This window comes from Microbacterium sp. NPDC064942 (genome assembly GCF_049545525.1).
GTDB classification, from domain to species: domain Bacteria; phylum Actinomycetota; class Actinomycetes; order Actinomycetales; family Microbacteriaceae; genus Microbacterium; species Microbacterium gawkjiense.
Window position 1 is genome coordinate 366,151 of the sequence record NZ_JBMWDR010000003.1, and the last position, 18,122, is coordinate 384,272.

Annotated in this window: 22 protein-coding genes; 17 read left to right on the plus strand and 5 right to left on the minus strand. The window is 71.0% G+C overall.

Features of this window, described 5'->3' with window-relative positions; translation table 11 throughout:
- Nucleotides 1-28: 28 nt before the first annotated feature.
- Entirely contained in the window at nt 29-481 is a 453-nt protein-coding gene (locus tag ACPEH2_RS08185; protein WP_359918572.1) for a BLUF domain-containing protein, read from the minus strand.
- A 249-nt stretch (nt 482-730) separates the two neighbouring features.
- On the opposite strand from ACPEH2_RS08185, the gene ACPEH2_RS08190 reads away from it, so the two are divergent.
- The 10 genes from ACPEH2_RS08190 (at nt 731) to rpsN (ending at nt 7,717) form a co-directional block, all read left to right on the plus strand.
- Complete coding sequence (locus ACPEH2_RS08190; RefSeq protein ID WP_359918574.1) at nt 731-1,732, plus strand: metal ABC transporter solute-binding protein, Zn/Mn family; 1,002 nt, start codon at nt 731-733, stop codon at nt 1,730-1,732.
- Complete coding sequence (locus ACPEH2_RS08195) at nt 1,729-2,541, plus strand: metal ABC transporter ATP-binding protein (RefSeq protein ID WP_359918575.1); 813 nt, start codon at nt 1,729-1,731, stop codon at nt 2,539-2,541. The genes ACPEH2_RS08190 and ACPEH2_RS08195 overlap by 4 nt, the downstream gene beginning before the upstream one ends.
- Nucleotides 2,538-3,437, plus strand: a complete 900-nt coding sequence (locus ACPEH2_RS08200) for a metal ABC transporter permease (RefSeq protein ID WP_359918577.1) — start codon at nt 2,538-2,540, stop codon at nt 3,435-3,437. Before ACPEH2_RS08195 ends, ACPEH2_RS08200 begins: the two co-directional genes overlap by 4 nt.
- 9 nt (nt 3,438-3,446) lie before the next feature.
- Nucleotides 3,447-3,860 (plus strand): Fur family transcriptional regulator, encoded by a 414-nt coding sequence (locus tag ACPEH2_RS08205; RefSeq protein WP_359918578.1) that lies wholly within the window; start codon nt 3,447-3,449, stop codon nt 3,858-3,860.
- Nucleotides 3,850-5,190 (plus strand): permease, encoded by a 1,341-nt coding sequence (locus tag ACPEH2_RS08210; protein ID WP_359918580.1) that lies wholly within the window; start codon nt 3,850-3,852, stop codon nt 5,188-5,190. Before ACPEH2_RS08205 ends, ACPEH2_RS08210 begins: the two co-directional genes overlap by 11 nt.
- A complete protein-coding gene (locus tag ACPEH2_RS08215) occupies nt 5,187-5,855 on the plus strand; it encodes a DNA-3-methyladenine glycosylase (protein ID WP_363379972.1) in 669 nt (222 codons plus the stop codon). The genes ACPEH2_RS08210 and ACPEH2_RS08215 overlap by 4 nt, the downstream gene beginning before the upstream one ends.
- A 333-nt stretch (nt 5,856-6,188) precedes the next feature.
- Complete coding sequence (locus ACPEH2_RS08220; protein ID WP_064002677.1) at nt 6,189-6,827, plus strand: HEAT repeat domain-containing protein; 639 nt, start codon at nt 6,189-6,191, stop codon at nt 6,825-6,827.
- Between the two features lie 173 nt (nt 6,828-7,000).
- Nucleotides 7,001-7,237: a 50S ribosomal protein L28 gene (rpmB, locus tag ACPEH2_RS08225; protein ID WP_018187658.1), complete on the plus strand. Its 237-nt coding sequence runs from the start codon at nt 7,001-7,003 to the stop codon at nt 7,235-7,237.
- Nucleotides 7,237-7,407 (plus strand): 50S ribosomal protein L33, encoded by a 171-nt coding sequence (gene rpmG, locus ACPEH2_RS08230; RefSeq protein ID WP_005051772.1) that lies wholly within the window; start codon nt 7,237-7,239, stop codon nt 7,405-7,407. The genes rpmB and rpmG overlap by 1 nt, the downstream gene beginning before the upstream one ends.
- A gap of 4 nt (nt 7,408-7,411) precedes the next feature.
- Nucleotides 7,412-7,717, plus strand: coding sequence for a 30S ribosomal protein S14 (gene rpsN / locus ACPEH2_RS08235; protein WP_217528687.1), 306 nt, complete (start codon nt 7,412-7,414; stop codon nt 7,715-7,717).
- Between the two features lie 83 nt (nt 7,718-7,800).
- Here rpsN and ACPEH2_RS08240 read toward each other — a convergent pair whose 3' ends face one another.
- The 3 genes from ACPEH2_RS08240 to ACPEH2_RS08250 are packed head-to-tail and all read right to left on the minus strand — an operon-like array spanning nt 7,801 to nt 10,294.
- Nucleotides 7,801-8,205 (minus strand): arsenate reductase ArsC, encoded by a 405-nt coding sequence (locus ACPEH2_RS08240; RefSeq protein ID WP_217528686.1) that lies wholly within the window; start codon nt 8,203-8,205, stop codon nt 7,801-7,803.
- A complete protein-coding gene (locus ACPEH2_RS08245) occupies nt 8,202-8,972 on the minus strand; it encodes an aquaporin (RefSeq protein WP_423718554.1) in 771 nt (256 codons plus the stop codon). The genes ACPEH2_RS08240 and ACPEH2_RS08245 overlap by 4 nt, the downstream gene beginning before the upstream one ends.
- Before the next feature lie 2 nt (nt 8,973-8,974).
- Nucleotides 8,975-10,294 (minus strand): NAD(P)-binding domain-containing protein, encoded by a 1,320-nt coding sequence (locus ACPEH2_RS08250; protein ID WP_423718577.1) that lies wholly within the window; start codon nt 10,292-10,294, stop codon nt 8,975-8,977.
- Nucleotides 10,295-10,385: 91 nt separating this feature from the next.
- Here ACPEH2_RS08250 and ACPEH2_RS08255 point away from each other — a divergent pair, with 91 nt between their 5' ends.
- The 6 genes from ACPEH2_RS08255 to ACPEH2_RS08280 all read left to right on the plus strand — a co-directional run bounded on the left by ACPEH2_RS08255 (nt 10,386) and on the right by ACPEH2_RS08280 (nt 15,551).
- Nucleotides 10,386-10,736 carry an ArsR/SmtB family transcription factor gene (locus ACPEH2_RS08255; protein ID WP_359918589.1) on the plus strand — a complete coding sequence of 117 codons (351 nt, stop codon included), beginning with the start codon at nt 10,386-10,388 and terminating at the stop codon, nt 10,734-10,736.
- Nucleotides 10,733-11,236 carry an N-acetyltransferase family protein gene (locus ACPEH2_RS08260; RefSeq protein ID WP_423718555.1) on the plus strand — a complete coding sequence of 168 codons (504 nt, stop codon included), beginning with the start codon at nt 10,733-10,735 and terminating at the stop codon, nt 11,234-11,236. The genes ACPEH2_RS08255 and ACPEH2_RS08260 overlap by 4 nt, the downstream gene beginning before the upstream one ends.
- A 32-nt stretch (nt 11,237-11,268) precedes the next feature.
- Nucleotides 11,269-11,574 (plus strand): biopolymer transporter Tol, encoded by a 306-nt coding sequence (locus ACPEH2_RS08265; protein ID WP_217528681.1) that lies wholly within the window; start codon nt 11,269-11,271, stop codon nt 11,572-11,574.
- Nucleotides 11,575-11,674: 100 nt separating this feature from the next.
- Nucleotides 11,675-12,706 carry an alpha/beta hydrolase gene (locus tag ACPEH2_RS08270; protein WP_423718557.1) on the plus strand — a complete coding sequence of 344 codons (1,032 nt, stop codon included), beginning with the start codon at nt 11,675-11,677 and terminating at the stop codon, nt 12,704-12,706.
- A 501-nt stretch (nt 12,707-13,207) separates the two neighbouring features.
- Nucleotides 13,208-13,486, plus strand: coding sequence for an HU family DNA-binding protein (locus ACPEH2_RS08275; RefSeq protein ID WP_064002669.1), 279 nt, complete (start codon nt 13,208-13,210; stop codon nt 13,484-13,486).
- An 82-nt stretch (nt 13,487-13,568) separates the two neighbouring features.
- On the plus strand, nt 13,569-15,551 hold the full coding sequence (locus ACPEH2_RS08280; RefSeq protein ID WP_423718558.1) for a cytochrome c oxidase assembly protein: 1,983 nt from the start codon (nt 13,569-13,571) through the stop codon (nt 15,549-15,551).
- Nucleotides 15,552-15,557: 6 nt separating this feature from the next.
- Here the strand turns inward: ACPEH2_RS08280 and ACPEH2_RS08285 are convergent, their stop codons facing one another.
- Entirely contained in the window at nt 15,558-16,685 is a 1,128-nt protein-coding gene (locus ACPEH2_RS08285; protein ID WP_423718559.1) for a hypothetical protein, read from the minus strand.
- Nucleotides 16,686-16,729: 44 nt separating this feature from the next.
- Between ACPEH2_RS08285 and ACPEH2_RS08290 the strand changes: the two genes are divergently transcribed.
- Entirely contained in the window at nt 16,730-18,112 is a 1,383-nt protein-coding gene (locus ACPEH2_RS08290; protein ID WP_423718560.1) for an ATP-dependent DNA helicase, read from the plus strand.
- The last annotated feature ends 10 nt before the right edge of the window (nt 18,113-18,122 follow it).

Consider the following 18,122-nt stretch of genomic DNA (forward strand, 5'->3'; position numbering starts at 1 on the left):
AACCTGTCGGGCCTGGCGTACGTGTCGCTCACCCGCCGGTGACCGGAGCCGGTCGGTCGGTCGAGCCGCCCGCCCTGCCGTGGAACCATCCGCCGAGGGCGTCCGCCGACTCGCGGGTCGTCGCATCGTCGTCAGCGGTCCGGAGGGCGTCGACCGCGCCGTCCGATCCGTCACCGGGGGCCGTCGGCTCGTAGCCCATGAACCATGCCGCGTACTTGCGCTCGGTCGTCTGCTCCTCGAGCAGCACGCGGACGTCGGTGTGGCGGGGATCGCGCCCGATGCGCTCGAGGAGTGCACGGACCGCGGCATCCGGTCCTTCGAGGATCTGGACGAAGTCGAGGTCGCGGTAGACCAGCATCCCCGTGATGCCGTCGCGGGAGTTGTTCACGCGGCTCTGGCTCAGGAGGTCGACGAGGTCGTCGTGATCGAAGGGCTCGGCCGCACGGCTCGCATAGACGATGAAGGTCAACTGCTCGGTCATGCTCGAACTCCCCGGAGTGGTGGCGCGCCGGAGGATGCGGGTGCCCCCGGTCCGATGACAGTAACAGGCGGCGAAAACCGGCTCGGGGCTCTTGCGCAAGCCCGTGGTCATGCGCCAAGGAAGGGTGATGTCGAGGACACGGACTGGCGCTTCTCGCTGATGAACTGGGGTCAAGACCCCCTGAAGTAGGAGCCCGGGAAGCACCTCGACGATTTGAGAACGATTATCAACACCGCGTAGACTCGCGGCATGACCTCTCGTGTGCCCGCACTGCTCGCCCTCTCCGTCGGATCGGTCCTCGTGCTCGCGGGCTGCGCCACCGCGACGAGCCCTGCAGCGGGCGGCGACGGCGATCGGCTGAAGGTCGTCGCGTCGACGAGCGTCTACGGTTCGTTGGCCCAGGCCATCGGCGGCGACGATGTCGAGGTCACCTCGATCGTCAATTCGCTCTCGCAGGACCCGCATTCGTACGAGGCCTCGGCGCGGGACCAGCTCACCGTGTCGCAGGCCGACCTCGTCATCGAGAACGGCGGCGGCTACGACGCGTTCGTCGACGCGCTGATCGACGCGAGCGGCACCACCGCCCCCGTCATCACCGCCGTCGAGTACTCGCACGACTACCCCGGCAACGAGGGGCACTCCGACGACGCGCACGCCGAGGGCGACTCCCACGCCGAGGAGGACCACGCCGAGGGCGACGACCACGCGGGCCACGACCACATCGAAGGCTTCAACGAGCACGTCTGGTACGACCCGCACACGATGGAGCACGTCGTCGAGGACATCGCCCACGAACTGGGTGACCTGGATGCCGCCAAGGCCGACACCTTCGAGGCGAACGCGAAGAAGCTCCTCGACGGCATCGCCGGCCTCGAGACCTCTCTCGAGAAGATCAAGGCCGACCACGCGGGCGAGAAGATCTTCGCGACCGAGCCGGTCCCGCTGTACCTCACGGCCGCGGCCGGGCTCGAGAACGCGACCCCCGAGGCGTTCAGCGAAGCCGTCGAAGAGGGCCAGGACGTCCCGCCCGCGACCATGCTCGAGGCGACGAAGATCCTCGGCTCGGGCGAGGTCCGCACCGTCGTCGTCAACGCCCAGACCGGCGGCGCCGAGACGAGCGAGGTGGAGGGCCTCGCAACGAAGGCCGACATCCCGGTGCTGAAGTTCACCGAGCTCCTGCCCGACGGGCTGACCTACCTCGAGTGGATGCAGCAGAACATCGACGAGCTGGCCGGTAGCCTGACTCGGTGACCCGCCCCGACGACATCCCCCTCCGCATCCGGGGCGCCGCGCTCCGCCGCGGCGGGCGGGAGCTCTGGAGCGGCCTCGATCTCGACGTGCAGCCGGGCGAGCTGATCGCCGTGCTCGGCCCCAGCGGCTCGGGCAAGACGACTCTGCTCCGCGCGATCCTCGGCCTCGAGGACCTGAGCGAGGGCACGGTCGAGGTGGGCGGCAAGCGCGTCCACCGCGCCGGCAACCGGGGCATCGGGTACCTGCCGCAGACCCGGCCGTTGCCGCGCGACACGGCTTTGCGCGGACGCGACCTCGTCGCGCTCGGAGTCAACGGGCACCGCTTCGGTCCGCCGATCCCGCGCCGCAAGGACCGCGAGCGGGTCGACGAACTGATCGCCGCCGTCGGCGCGACGGAGTTCGCCGACCGGCCCGTCGGCATCCTCTCCGGCGGTGAACAGCAGCGCCTGCGGGTCGGGCAGGCCCTCGCCGACGACCCGCGGCTGCTCCTGTGCGACGAACCGCTGACGAGCCTCGACCTCGCCAACCAGCAGGCCGTCGTAGGGCTCATCGACCGGCACCGCCGCAGCGGGGCCGCGGTCCTGCTCGTCACCCACGACATCAACCCGCTGCTCGGCAAGGTCGACCGCATCCTCTACATCGCGAACGGCCGCTTCACGCTCGGGAAGCCGAAGGACGTCCTCACCTCGCCGGTGCTCACCGACCTCTACGGCGCGCCGGTCTTCGTGCTGCGCGCCGGCGACCGTCTGGTCGTGGTCGGCGCGCCCGACGCCGAGGCATCCCACCACCATCACGAGGACCACGCATGAACTGGGACGACATCGCGAACGCCATGTTCGGCGGCGTGCCGGTCTACGGCGAGATCCTCGCGCTGGTGCAGAACTCGGTGTGGGCCGGGGCGATCCTCGGCCTCGTCGGCGGCCTCATCGGGGTGTTCGTGCTGCAGCGCGACATGGCGTTCGCCGTCCACGGCATCAGCGAGCTCTCGTTCGCGGGGGCGGCCGCCGCGCTGCTGATCGGAGCCGACGTCGTCACCGGGTCGATCGTCGGGTCGATGGTCGCCGCCGCCCTCATCGGGTGGCTCGGTGCGCGCGCCCGCGACCGCAACTCGATCATCGGGGTGCTCATGCCGTTCGGTCTGGGCCTCGGCATCCTCTTCCTCGCCCTCTACAACGGGCGCAGCGCGAACCGGTTCAGCCTGCTGACCGGGCAGATCGTCTCGGTGCAGTCCGACCAGCTCACGTGGCTGATCGTCATCTCCGCCGTCGTGCTCATCGCGCTGCTGCTCATCTGGCGGCCGCTGCGCTTCGACTCGCTCGACCCGCAGTCGGCGGCCGCCCGCGGCGTCCCGACGGGCCTGATCTCGCTCGCCTTCATGCTGCTGCTCGGTCTCGCCGTCGCCGTCGCCGTGCACATCATCGGCGCGCTGCTCGTCCTCGCCCTGCTCGTGACCCCCGCCGCGGCCGCCGCCCGCATCGCGCACGGTCCCGTCGCCGTGCCGCTGCTGGCCGCCCTCTTCGGCGTGGTCTCGGCGGTCGGCGGCATCCTGCTCGCCGTCGCGGGCACCCTCCCCGTGAGCCCCTACATCACGACGATCTCGTTCGTCATCTACCTCGTCTGCCGCGTCGTCGGCGACCGTCGGGGGCGGGTGCAGCGGACGGATGCCGCCCACGGCGCCCAGGCCGTCGCCAGCACGCGGGCGTAGAATCCGGCCATGGCCCAGCGCAACACCTGGCAGCGCGAGCGCGTGCGTTCGGCGCTGTCCGACGCCCCCGGATTCGTGAGCGCCCAGGACCTGCACGCCGCCCTGCGCGACGAGAACACCGGCATCGGGCTCGCGACCGTCTACCGCGCCCTGGCCACCCTCGCCGCGAGCGGCGAAGCCGACCAGCTGCAGTCGCCCGACGGCGAGGCGATCTACCGCGCGTGCGCCAGCGCGGGACACCACCACCACCTCATCTGCCGCGTCTGCGGCAAGGCCGTCGAGATCCAGGCCGACGAGGTCGAGACGTGGGCCAAGCGCATCGCCGCGGCGAACGGGTTCACCGACGCCGAGCACGTCGTCGACATCTTCGGCACGTGCGCGGACTGCGCCCGCACAGCGGCATCCGGGGCCCGTGCGGACTGAGGTCCGCCCCGCGGAGCCGCGTTCGACGTCGACCTCCCCCGCGGGGTCGGCCGGCCGCGGCGGGCTCTGGCTGGGGGTCGGGTTCCTCGCCGTCCTCGCGCTGATCGGGGTGGCGCTGTGGAGCCCGTCGCCCGAACTCCCGACGCGCGCGCAGGACGGGCTGACGCTCGCCCTCAGCACGCTCATCGAGTCGCTGCCGTTCGTCGTGCTCGGCGTGATCCTCTCGATCGTCGTGCAGGTGTGGGTGCCGCCGGGTGTCATCGAACGGTGGATGCCGCGGGGCCCCTGGGGCCGTCGCGCCGTCCTCTCCCTGCTCGGCATGCTGATCCCGGTGTGCGAGTGCGGCAACGTGCCCTTCGCGCGCGGGCTCATGATGCGCGGCTTCTCGGTCGCCGAGACGCTGACCTTCCTGGTCGCGGCGCCGATCGTCAACCCGATCGTGATCATCACGACCCACCAGGCATTCGGGTTCGACGACGGCATCCTGGTCGCCCGCCTGCTCGGCGGCTACCTCATCGCGAACGTCATCGGGTGGCTGTACAGCCGGCATCCCGATCAGGACGCCCTCGTCACCGACCGCTTCCGCGACGCGTGCCTCGCCGAGCAGGGCGTGACGGGCGACCGGGGGCGGCGCAGCCTCGCCCAGTTCGTCGTCGAGCTGCGCGCGGTCATGCCGGCGCTCATCATCGGATCGGCGGTCGCCGGAGCCGTGCAGGTCGTCGTGCCGCGCGACGTGCTGCTGTCGATCGGATCGAACCCCGCGCTGTCGATCGCGGCGATGATCCTGCTCGCGATGATCGTGTCGATCTGCTCGAAGGTCTCGCCCTCCGGCGGGGCGCCCGTCGAGCTCGGCAACGCGATCGGCATCGACGACCTCGCCGGGACGACCGCCTTCATCGAGCGCGTCGACGGTCCCGCCGTGGTGGACCTGACCACCGCGGACGAGAAGCCGTTGCCGCCGACGCCCGCCGACCTCGGCCAGACCGGGTCGGTGACCGCGCTCGCCGACGGCTCCACGCTCCGCGCCCTCACCCCCTTCGACGGCATGACGCCGCTCGCGACGACGGTCACACGAGTGGATGCCGACGGTGCCGCCACTCCCGCCGCCGAGGTCGCGCCGACCGACGCGCTGCTGCAGACGTGCGTGTCGCCGAGCGGCCGGTACGCCGCCCTCGTCGTCGCGCCCGACATCGTCACCGACACGTACGACGGGTACCTGCTGCCGCTGCCCACGAAGCTCGAGACCCGGATCTACACGCTCGACGGCACGCAGGTCGTGGCGCTGCGCGGATTCGACATCTCCTGGTGTCGCAAGGCCCCGGCGCTGTGAGCGCCCTCGTCCCCGCGACGCGTGAGGCCCTGGAGGGGCTCCCGGCCGACGTCGCGCCGACGCTGCTCGGTGGTGAGCTGCGGGTGACGACGGCGGGCGGGCTCGTCGCGTTGCGGATCACCGAGGTCGAGGCGTACCACGGGCGCGGCACCGGCGCGCTCGCCGACCCGGGCTCGCACGCGCGCATGGGACCGACCGCCCGCAATGCGACGATGTGGGGCGAGCCCGGCCACCTGTACGTGTACCTGAGCCACGGCATCCATTCGTGCGTCAACGTCGTGTGCGGCCCCGAGGGTGTCGCCGGCGGAATCCTGCTGCGCGCGGGCGAGGTCGTCGAGGGGCAGGATGCCGCGCACGCCCGCCGTCCCGCCGCGCGCCTCGCGCGCGACCTGGCCCGCGGACCGGGTCGGCTCGGCGACGCGGTGGGGCTGCGGCATCCGATCCACGACGGCATCGACGCCGTCACCGGCGCGGAGCAGGCCGGCGCGCGGGCGCGGCTCTTCGTGCGCGCAGAGCCGCTGCGCGAGATCGCGACCGGACCGCGCGTCGGGGTTGCGGGCGTCGCCGGGACGGACGCGTTCCCGTGGCGCTTCTGGATCCCGGGCGACCCGACGGTGTCGGCGTTCCGCTGGGGGCGCGGTGCGCGCGAGGCCGCCGGCGGGTGAACCGGTGACGGTTGCCGAGGAGATGACGGTTATCGAGGAGCGGATGCCGCGGCTCGGCCCTCGGGAGCCTCCATCTCCTCGCGAAGCGACGGCTAGGCGGCGCGGGTCGCGAGGATGCTGGTCGTTCCGCTGGTCCCGGTGTTCCTGACGTTCGTCGTGCTCGTCCTGGCCCTCACCGTCTGGGCCGGCGCCGTCGTCCTGCGCGAGAGCGCCCGCTGACGCGGGCCCGGCGGCGGCGTCGTCCGCGAAGCGACGCGGGAACACGCGCGGGTGCCGGGGCGTTCGAGACAGGGTGGGATGCCGCATCCCGCCCGACTCTGTGAGGTGACCCCCATGACCGACGCTCCGATCGACGCCGCCGCCCGGCTCGAGGCCGCCCTCGCGTCGCTGGATCCGTCGGCGCGCGTGCAGGCCGCGATGACGGCGGGCACGCACCCGCGGTCGGAGTACATCCCGGTGCTGGTGGCGCAGTGCCGCATCGAGCCGCAGTTCCTGGTCCGCGAGATGCTGACCTGGGCGCTGACCCGTCACGACGCCGACGAGGTGCTCGACCTGCTGATCGGCGAGCTGCGCTCGCGCGGTGCGCAGGTGCGTGCGCAGGCGCTGCACACGATGTCGAAGATCGGGGGACCGCGGGTGTGGCCGGCGGTCACGACCGAGCTGCTGAAGGATGCCGACGACACGGTCGCGCGCACCGCGTGGCGGACCGCGGCGCGGCACGTGCCGGCAGCCGAGGCATCCGCTCTCGCCGATGTGCTGGCGACGCAGTTCGCGCGCGGCGAGGATGACACCCGACGGAGCCTGAGCGAGGCGTTCGCGACGATCGGCGAGCCGGCGCGGCCGCAGGTGGACTGGGCGCTGGCGACCGGTGGTCCGTACACGCGGGCGCACGCCGCGGTGACCGCCCGGCTGATGGACGACCCCGAAGTGACGTACGCCGAGGCGGTCGTCGCGGTGGCGGAGTCGGCCTGAGTCAAGGCGACACGCCCGGCCGTGCTAGACTGACTCTTCGTCTGCGCGCACTCCAGCACGCAGTTCGCATCCCACCTCCAGAAGACGGCTCTATAGCCGTGTCCGGGAGTGGGGTGCAGACAAGGGATCTTGGGTGGGGCCGTCCGGCTTCACGGTACTAAGGAGACATCACCATGGCAGCAGTGTGCCAGGTGACTGGAGCAGTTCCCGGCTTCGGTCACAACATCTCGCACTCGCACCGCCGGACGAAGCGCCGCTTCGACCCGAACGTGCAGAAGAAGACCTATTTCGTTCCTTCGCTTGGTCGCAAGATCACGCTGAACGTCTCGGCTAAGGGCATCAAGGTCATCGACGCCCGCGGCATCGAGTCGGTCGTGAAGGACCTCCTCGCGAAGGGTGTGAAGCTCTAATGGCGAAGAAGGCTCAGGACGTCCGTCCGATCATCAAGCTGCGTTCGACCGCCGGCACGGGGTACACCTACGTGACGCGCAAGAACCGCCGCAACAACCCCGACCGCATCGTGCTGAAGAAGTACGACCCGGTGATCCGCAAGCACGTCGAATTCCGAGAGGAGCGCTGATCTCATGGCCAAGAAGAGCAAGATCGCGCGCAACAAGCAGCGTGAGGTCATCGTCGCTCGCTACGCCGAGAAGCGTGCCGAGCTGAAGAAGACCCTCGTCGACCCGAACGCGACCGACGAGGCCCGCGAGGCCGCCCGCGTCGGCCTGCAGAAGCTTCCCCGCAACGCGTCGCCCGTGCGCCTGCGCAACCGCGACGCCATCGACGGACGCCCCCGCGGCCACCTGTCGAAGTTCGGCATCTCGCGTGTCCGCTTCCGCGAAATGGCGCACCGTGGCGAGCTGCCCGGTGTCACCAAGTCGAGCTGGTAAGCAACAGCATCCGCACGAAGCCCCCGTCCTCGGACGGGGGCTTCGTCGTTTGCCGGGAGGTGGATCCGCTCGCCGGGTCGCGGTCAGACGAGACTCGCGACGAGCTCTTCGACCCGTCCTCGGATGTCGTCTCGGACCTCCCGCACCACGTCGATGGGCTGGCCGGCGGGGTCGGTGAGCTGCCAGTCCTCGTAGCGCTTGCCGGGGAAGATGGGGCAGGCATCGCCGCATCCCATGGTGATCACGACATCGGCCTGGCGGACGGCATCGGTCGTGAGGATCTGAGGCACGGCGCCGGTGAGGTCGATGCCCTCCTCCGCCATGACGGCGACCGCGTTCGGGTTGATGGCGTTGCCGGGCTCGCTGCCGGCGGAGAACACGTCGACGCGGTCGCCCGCGATCGCGCGGAGGTAACCGGCGGCCATCTGCGATCGGCCCGCGTTATGGACGCAGACGAAGAGGACGGCGGGCTTGGTGGTGTCGGTCATGAGTGCTCCTGCGGTGTGGTGTCGGGTCGGATGGGCACGATGGCGCGGGCGGCGGTGCGATCGGCCGTCGGGTAGAGGACGAGAAGGAGCGCGACTCCGACGGCGGCGCCGACGAGTTGCGCCAGGATGAACGGCATCGCGGAGGCGGGGGCGATCCCGGTGAACGTGTCGGTGAAGATCCGGGCGACGGTGACGGCGGGGTTCGCGAACGAGGTCGAGCTGGTGAACCAGTAGGCAGCACCGATGTAGGCCCCGACCGCCGCGGCGGTCACAGCGGCCGTGGTCGTGCGCGCGAGAGCGAACACCAGCAGCACCAGTCCCGCAGTGGCGACCACCTCCCCGACCAGCTGCCCTGCGGTCGCGCGAGGAGTGGTCGAGAGCGTCGGGGCAACGTCGAACATGACGCTCGCCAGCAGGGTGCCGGCGACACCGCCCGTGATCTGAGCGGCGACGTACGCGCCGAGGTCGGTCGACGAGAGGCCGCCGGCACGACGGCGCGACAGCACCCAGTCGGCGAGGGAGACGGCGGGGTTGAGATGGGCTCCCGACACGGGGCCGATCAGGAGGATCAGCACGGCGAGGCCGAGGGCGGTGACGAGGCTGTTCTCGAGCAGTTGCAGGCCGACATCGTTCGGAGACAGTCGCTGCGCGGCGATCCCCGATCCGACGACGACCGTGACCAGCATCCCGGTCCCGAGGAACTCGGCGGCCAGGCGGCGCATCAACGGCGGCCGCACCGATGACGGCGGGCGCGGTCCGGCATCCATGATCAGACGGATGCCGGGGACCGGCCGACCTGCAGCAGCGCGGCGGGCGGGGCGCAGCATGCACCACCGAGCGGGGAGCCGGCTGCGTCGAACAGTCCCGCACCCCCGCACACACCGGTGTCCGGCAGGGACAGCTCGACACGGCGGGCGGCCTCGCGATCGCCGGCGAGCTCCGCCACGACGCTCCGCACCTGCTCGTAGCCGGTCAGTGCGAGGAACGTCGGCGCGCGCCCGTACGACTTCGCTCCCACGAGGTAGAAGTCGGGTTCGGGCTGAGCGAGGTCCGCGGCACCGGTCGCGGCGACGGATCCGCAGGAGTGCACGTTGGGGTCGATCTCGGCGGCTATCCGGACGGGTGCCTGCAACGTCGGGTCCAGCTCGAGCCGCAGCTCGGAGAGGAATGACAGATCGGGACGGAACCCGGTCAGCACGACCACCCGGTCCGCAGTGAGGGTGCGGCCGTCCTCAGCGACCAGGACGGCGCTTTCGCCCGCGCGAGTGACACGCTCGACGCGGAACCCGGTGACGAGCGAGACGAGACCGGCGTCGACGTACTCCTTCGCCGTCTTCCCGAGCGCCCCGCGAGCGGGCAGCTCGTCGGCGTCGCCCCCGCCGAAGGTGTTGCCGGCCGTCGCTCGTCGCAGCGCCCACGTCACGGTCGTCGACGGATAGCGCCGCGCCATGCGCGCAAGGGCGAGGACAGCGGTGACGGCGGAGTGGCCGGAACCGATCACGACGGTGTGCGTGCCGGCGAACCCGGCTCGATCTCGGAAGTCCGGGATGCGGTACGAGAGCAGATCCGCTGCGGCAGTCTCTCCCAGCGCCGGGAGCCCGTCAGCGCCGGCGGGGTTCGGGGTGGCCCACGTGCCGGATGCGTCGATGACGGCACGAGCCTGCAGCCGATATTCCTCCCCCTCCGCGGGGGCGACGTGAACCGTGAACGGCTGATCCCCGCGTCCCGCGTCGACGAGCCGATCCCGGCCGAGACGCGACACGCCCGTGACGCGGGCGCCGAGGCGGATGCGATCGCCCAGGGCCGCTGCGAGGGGGGCGAGGTAGGTCTCGATCCACTGCTCCCCGGTGGGGTACCCCGCGGTCGGTGCCTGCCATCCGGTGGCGCTCAGGAGGCGCGCTGCGGCCGCGTCGATGAGTTCGGGCCACTCGGAGAACAACCGGACGTGCCCCCACTCGGCGACAGCGGCAGCCGGTGAAGCGCCGGCTTCGAGCACGACGACCGGCAGGCGCCGCTCGACCAGGTGTGCGGCTGCCGCCAGCCCCTGCGGGCCTGCGCCGATGACGACCACCGGCAGTGCGTTCTCCATCTGGACCTTCCGATACATATCGACGAACCTCGATGGATTGAGAATGCCCAACGCATCGACAGATGTCAATATGACGTGAGAGGATGGCCCCATGCCCACGCATCTCCCGCTCCTCGCACCCACGGACGGGGCAGCGTGCTGCGGCACGGTCACGGGCAGTGTGATCTCGGTCGCCGACGCGGAGCGCACCGCGCGGGTCTTCAAAGCCCTCGGGGACCCGACCCGCGTACGACTGCTCTCGCTCATCGCCGCATCCGACGACGGGGAAGCCTGCATCTGCGACCTCACCGAACCGGTGGGTCTGTCCCAGCCGACCGTCTCGCATCACATGAAGCAGCTCGTCGACGCGGGACTGGCCACCCGCGAGCAGCGCGGCCGTTGGGCCTACTACCGCGTCGTCACCGACGCCCTCGACGCGGCATCCCAGGCTCTTCGCCCATGACTCACGCGACCATCCGTGCCATGACTGCGATCGACTGGCCACAGGTGGAGTCGATCTACCGCGAAGGCATCGCCGCGGGAAACGCCACGTTCGAGAGCGAGCCCCCGTCGTGGAGTGACTTCGATCGAGGAAAGCTCGGTGTCGGCAGGCTCGTCGCGGCCGACTCCGATGGCGCCGTGCTCGGCTGGATCGCCGCGTCCCGGGTCTCGGCGCGAGAGGTCTATCGAGGCGTCGTCGAACACTCCGTGTACGTCGCACATGACGCCCGCGGGCGCGGGGTCGGGAGAGATCTTCTCGCCGCGTTCCTGAGCGAGGCCGCACCCGCCGGCATCTGGACGGTTCAAGCCAGCATCTTCCCCGAGAACGCCGCCAGCCTCACTCTGCACGAGCGGGCCGGCTTCCGCCGCATCGGCCACCGCGAACGCGTCGCGTACATGACCTACGGCCCCTGGGCGGACACCTGGCGCGACACGATCCTCATCGAACGCCGGCTGGGCTGAACGGCCCCGAAACCCTCTTTGGCGGATTGTCGATGGCGGATGACGCAGCTTCTGACGACGAGCGATGGCTTGTCATCAATGGACGTCGATGGCGGCGCACCGACCCGTCGCTGCCCGCGGAACTCGTGGCGGCGCTGACCTCCCATCTCGGGCGCGGCAGATCAGGGGTGCGCCGCGCTCAGGGTGATCCGGATGCCTTGGCAGCCGCCCGCAGACGCGTCGACCTGGCCAAGCACGGGCTCGGCGAGCGAGGTCCCTACTGGTGGGACGAGCCGGAGAGCGAGCGGCTGCACCGAGCGAGGCAGGCGCTCGCTGAGCTGGAGGGACTCGAGGACTGACGGGTCTCGACGCGTCGGCGCACTTCGGCGGCATCCCTCACCGCGGTCGAGTCCGCGCCCGACGACCCGGGGCTACGCTCGAACGGTCGGAGGGAGCCCCATGCCGCTGGATCCGTTCTTCCGCGAGCGACTGCGCACGCACCGCCGCTACCTCGTGAAGAAGGCGTGGACCGAGCTGACCGCGCGGTTCCGTCCGGCGCCGCCGGCGGCGCCGGCATCCGCGTCAGCCACGAAGACGAAGCCGCTCAGCCCGCGCGAGCGACACCGTCGCGCGGCCCTCAACTGGGACCGCATGGAACTGCGCACCGCCGGCATCCCGGGGCCGCAGATGGAGACGACCGAGCACACCGTGCCGGTCGACGGGTACCCCGACGTCCGCATCCGCATCTACCGCCCCGCCTCGGCCCCGACCCCGGCACCGGCGTGCCTCGTGATCGGCGGCGGTGCGTTCCGCATCGGCGGCATCGATTACCCGACGGCGGATGCCTCGTGTCGCCGCCGCGCCGACCGTTCCGGCGTCGTGCTCGTCGCGGTCGGCTACTCGCTCGCGCCCGAGCACCGCTACCCGACGCAGGTCGAGCAGGTCCACGCCGCGTGGGTGTGGCTGCACGCGCACGCCGCCGAGCTCGGACTCGATCCGGACCGGATCGGCCTGAACGGTGCCTCAGCGGGGGGATGCCTCGCGGCATCCCTCACTCTGATGAACCGCGACCGCGGCACCCGACAGGCGACCCTGCAGATCCTCGAAGTCCCCGTCACCGACCTCACCGGCCGCTGGATCGACCTGCGTGCGACGTACGCGCTCGGGGTGTCGGCGTTCATCGCGCTGCGCGAGCTGCGCTCGGTCGCCCGCACCTACCTCGGCGACCGGTCCCGCGCGCGCGAGCAGTACGCCTCGCCGATGCGCGCGGCGTCGCATGCGGGCTTGCCGCCCGCCGTCGTGCTCACCGCCGAGTACGACCCGCTCCGGCGCGACGGCGCGACGTACGCGGCGAAGCTCCGCGACGCCGGGGTCGACGCGAGCGCGACGCGCTACCTCGGTGTCACGCACGACACCCCTCTGTACGTGGGCGCGCTGCCGGCCGCTCGCCGCTGGGAGGACGACGTCGTCGCCGCCCTGCGCCGCATCTGACGCGGATGCCGCGACACCGACCGCGGAGTTTCGCCCCGCATCCAGCCGTCACCCCGCCCAGGCGCCCGGATCGCGCCGATGTTCCGCGGTTACTGCCGCTCGCCCGCCGAGCCGCGGCTCTGCCTCGGACGCCGCCGACGAGTTCGCTCGCGAGTGACGCGGATTCGGACATGTGCGCTGGATTCGGACGGGAGAGCGCTGCCGCATCCGAATCCGGCGCCGTTCTCCGAATCCGGCGACAGGCGACGGATGTCGACGGCACACCCGCGCGCAAAAGCAACCCCTCCCGCGGAAATCCGCGGAATCCGCCCGAATCGGCAACATCAGCCTCAAAAACCCCTTCTGACACACGACACGCCGGTCGATTACGGCCCAGATGACCGAAGATCCGCGGAATTCCGGGGTTCGTGGGTATATTCGGGACCGGTCGCAACGACCAACCGGCGGAATCCCGTCGGTCCGAGTAACTGAAGACGGCGACCCGCCGTCTGGAGGAGCACCATGGCCATCACCAAGACCGAACTCGTCGCCAGCATCGCCAGCGCCACCGGCGAGAGCCAGGCCACCGTCTCGCGCGTCGTCGACGGCCTGTTCTCGTCCGTCTCCGAGGCCGTCGCCAAGGGCGAGAAGGTCTCGATCCCGGGCTGGATCGCGTTCGAGCAGGTCGAGACCTCGGCTCGCACGGGCCGTAACCCGCAGACGGGTGCCGAGATCAACATCCCCGCCGGCAAGCGCGTCAAGGTCAGCGCCGGCTCGAAGCTGAAGGCTGCCGTCAAGTAAGACGCTGCAGACGTACGAAGGGGGATGCCGAGAGGCATCCCCCTTCGGCGTTTCCCCACCCACCTGCGCGTAGGCTTGACGGGTGAACCCGCGTGCTCTCCGCTTCGCCGGCCCGGTGATCCTCGCGGGCGCGGGTCTCGTCGCGCTCCTGCTGGGCCTGGCCTACGGTGGCGCCGCCGCGCCGCTCGTGATCGGCGACCCCGGTCCGGTCGTCCGCTGGGGTCTCCCGGTGGCGGAGCTCGTCGTCAACCTCTCGGCCGCGCTCCTCGTCGGTTCGCTCGTGCTCGCCGTGTTCGCATTCGCGTCGGGCACGAAGGAGTTCGACCTGGCATTGGATGCCGCCTCCGCCGGCGCGGCGATCCTCACCGTCTCGGCGGGCACGACGGCCTATCTCACCTTCCTCAAGGTGATCCCGGCGCGACCGAGCGCCGACGCGGCGTTCGGTGAGCAGCTCGGCAGGTTCCTCGTCGACACCGATCCGGGTCGCGCCTGGCTCATGACCACGGTGGCGGCTGCGGCGCTGACCGTCCTCGCCTTCGCCGTCCGCGGATGGCTCGCGACGCTGCTTGTCACGATCCTGGCGATCGCGGCGATGGTGCCGATGGCGACCGCCGGCCACACCGGCAGCGAGGCCAACCACAACTCGGCCGTCACCTCGCTCTCGCTCCACATCATCGCGGCGGCGGCGTGGCTCGGCGGGCTGCTGCTGATCGTGCTGCTGCGACCCGTGCTGTCGCGCGACAAGCTGGTCGTCGTCCTGCAGCGCTACTCGAGCATCGCGCTCGCCGCCTTCATGGTGGTCACCCTCTCGGGTGTCGCCCGTGCCCTCATCGGGCTCGTCAGCCCCGCGAACGTCTTCTCGCCGTACGGCACGCTCGTCATGGTCAAGGTCGGTGCCCTGCTCGCGCTGGGTGTGCTCGGCGCGATCTACCGCCGACGGCTGATCGCCGGCATCCGCGACACCGCCGTCGCCGCACGCTTCTGGACCCTCGTCGCCGTCGAGGTGCTCTTCATGGGCATCGCCTCGGGCGCGGCGGTCGCCCTCTCGCTCACCCCGCCGCCGGTCGATACGACGATCCCCACCGACGCGACGCCCGCACAGGTGCTCACCGGGTCGCCGCTGCCGCCCGAGCTCACCCCGCTGCGCTTCGTGACGATGTGGGACGTCGACCCCATCTGGGCCTTCGCCGTCGGGTTCGGGCTGTTCTTCTACCTCGCGGGGGTGCGCCGGCTCGCCCGTCGCGGCGACCGCTGGCCGATCGGCCGCACCGTCCTGTGGGTGACCGGGCTCCTGCTCCTGCTGTACGTGACGTGCGGACCGGTCAACGCCTACCAGGACTACCTCTTCAGCATGCACATGGTCGGGCACATGCTGCTGTCGATGGCGATCCCGATGTGCCTCGTGTTCGGCGCGCCCGTGACCCTCGCGTCCCGCGCGATCCGCAAGCGCGACGACGGCACGCGCGGCGGCCGCGAATGGATCCTCTGGGCCGTGCACAGCCCGTACGCGAAGGTCATCACGCATCCGCTCGTAGCGGCGGCCCTGTTCATCGTGTCGCTCTGGGCGTTCTACTACACCGGCATCTTCCGCTGGACCCTGTACGACCACCTCGGCCACGAGTGGATGGTGCTGCACTTCCTCACGGTCGGCTACCTCTTCGTCCTCTCGCTCGTCGGCATCGACCCCGTGCCCTACCGGCTGCCGCACGCCGGCCGTCTGCTGACCCTCATCGGCGTCATGGCGATGCACGCGTTCTTCGGCATCGCGATCATGATGTCGTCGGGACTGTTCGTCGCCGAATGGTTCGGCTCGATGGGGCGGACGTGGGGCCTCGACCCGCTCGCCGACCAGTACATGGGCGGCGGCATCGCGTGGTCGATCGGCGAGATCCCGACGCTCATCCTCGCGATCGTCGTCGCCGTGCAGTGGAGCCGGTCGGACGAGCGACGCCAGCGACGCGACGACCGACAGGCCGATCGCAGCGGCGATGCGGAGCTCGAGGCGTACAACGCCCGGCTCGCCGCGATCGCCGAACGGGATGCCCGGCGCGAAGCCGCGCGCTGAGCCCGGTCAGTCCGCGGCCGACACCGCGATCGAGGCGGTGCCGTCGGGGAGGATCGTGATCTTGCCCGTCAGGAAGAACGGGACGAGTTCGGTCACGTCGTAGATCGAGCCGTCGAAGATCGACTGGATCTGCACGTCGATCTTGGCGACCGCCTGCGTGCGCGTGATCGCCCATCCGGCGCCGTCGGGCTCGAGGGTGACGACCGGGTTCTCCTCGATCGACCAGGTGGGCGGCTCGACGATGCGGTTGCGCACGTAGTACCCGAAGGGGCATCCCGTCGGCTGCAGCACCTTCTGCGTCGCGCACTCCGCGAGGAACGCGTCGACCTCGCGCTGGACCACGCCGATGAACTCGCCGGTCGGCTCCGCCTGGAACGAGACCGGGATCTCGGCGAGCGGGGTGTCCGACAGCACGGCGACCCCGGGGCTCGTCGTCGCCGCGGTGTCGACGGTGATCGAGTAGAGCCCCGGCGAGAAGGCGAGCATCGGGATCGGCTCGAGCGGGTCGGCCTCCTCGGCCTCGGGCGAGACCTGACGCTTGTCGATCTCGAACCCGTTCACCTCGAACTGCATCGACCCGCGGACCCCGAGCTCGATCACTGCGAGAGGGCTCTGCGCGAACCGCCATCGGGGGAGGATGCCGCCCTCGTCGTCGTCGCGCTCGACCTCGAACGTCGTCTCGCCGGCGTGACCGCCCACGCGGTAGGTGACGGTGACGGCCGTCGTGCCGTCGGCATCCGTCTTCTCCGACACCGGCTCGACGTCGGACAGCGGCGTGAGGGTGCTGCCGCGCAGCAGCGCCGCGCTGGCATCGGCCGGCAGACCCGCGGCGGCGAGGTCCTTCGACGTGGCCGAGACGCCGGGCACGAGCAGGGCGTCGGTCGCGCGCCCGTCGGCGAGCAGGTGCAGGTAGTCGAGCACGAACGCGGTCGGGCTGTAGAGCTGGCGGTACAGGACGGCCGACGTCGCGCCGACGGCACCGAGGAAGAGGATGCCGACCACCCCCAGCACCGTCAGGTCGAACGCGAGCTTGCGGCGCCGACGGGGTCCGGCGACGGTGGCCGTGCGGGTGCGGGCCGCGGGGGCGTCGGGCGCGGCGGCATCCGTCACCGCCTCTTCCCCCTCGCGTTCCACACGCTCAGTCTAGGAAAGCCCGGCAAATAGCTAGCATTGTTCCGGTGAGCACGCCGCCCCTGTCTCCTGAACAGGACGCGCTTTTCCGTCTCATCGAGGACACCCGCGAACACGTGTTCGTCACGGGTCGTGCCGGCACCGGCAAGTCGACGCTGCTGCAGCACCTCGCGTGGAACACGAACAAGCAAATCGCCGTCTGCGCACCCACCGGCGTCGCCGCGCTCAACGTCGAGGGTCAGACCATCCACTCGCTGTTCAAACTGCCGATCGGGCTCATCGCCGACAGCGAGATCGAGCAGGCCGACGCGACGCGCAAGATCCTCAACGCCATCGACACGCTCATCATCGACGAGGTGTCGATGGTCAACGCCGACGTCATGGACGCGATCGACCGGTCGCTGCGCCAGGCCCGCCGCCGTCGCGCCGAGGCGTTCGGCGGAGTGCAGATCGTCATGTTCGGCGACCCGTACCAGCTCTCCCCGGTGCCGCCCCGCGGCGACGAGCTGCGCTACATCCAGGACCACTACCGCTCGTTCTGGTTCTTCGACGCGCAGGTGTGGGCAGGACCCCGAGCGGATGCCGGGGCGATCCGCTCGGACGGGCTGCTCGACCTCGGTCGGGTCGGCGCTCCGCTGCACATCGCCGAGCTGCGCGACATCCACCGCCAGTCCGACGACGCGTTCAAGGCGATGCTCAACGCCGTGCGCCACGGGATCGTGACGGCCGACATCGCGGGAGCCCTCAACGCGGCGGGAGCCCGCAAGCCCCCCGAGCCCGCCGCCGGCGAGGTGCCGATCATCACCCTCGCGACCCGCAACGACATCGTCTCGCGCATCAACCAGCGCCACCTCGACGCGCTGCCCGGTCCTGCCCAGACCGCCCGTGCCGAGATCAGCGGCGACTTCGGGCGCGGCGACGCCTACCCCGCCGACCAGGAGCTGCAGCTGAAGGTCGGGGCGCAGGTGATGTTCCTGCGCAACGACATCGGCGGGTTCGGCGGCGACGGTCCGCGCTGGGTCAACGGGTCGATCGGCACCGTCACGCGGATCGCGGGCGGCACCGTCCGCGTCGAGCTCGACGGCGAGGAGCACGACGTCGAACCGACGGTGTGGGAGAAGTTCCGCTATGCCTACGACCCCGGCACCCGCAAGCTCACCCGCGAGATCGTCGCCGAGTACACGCAGTTCCCGCTGCGTCTCGCGTGGGCGGTCACGATCCACAAGTCGCAGGGCAAGACGTACGACCGCGCGATCGTCGACCTCGGCAACGGGGCGTTCGCGCCGGGGCAGACCTACGTCGCGCTCTCGCGGCTGACGTCGCTCGAAGGGCTCTACCTGTCGCGGCCGCTGCGCCCCGCCGACATCCTCGTCGACCGCGACGTGCGGCGCTTCATGGCCGGGGTGCGGGCGGCGCAGAACGCGGGGTGAGGCGCGGCAT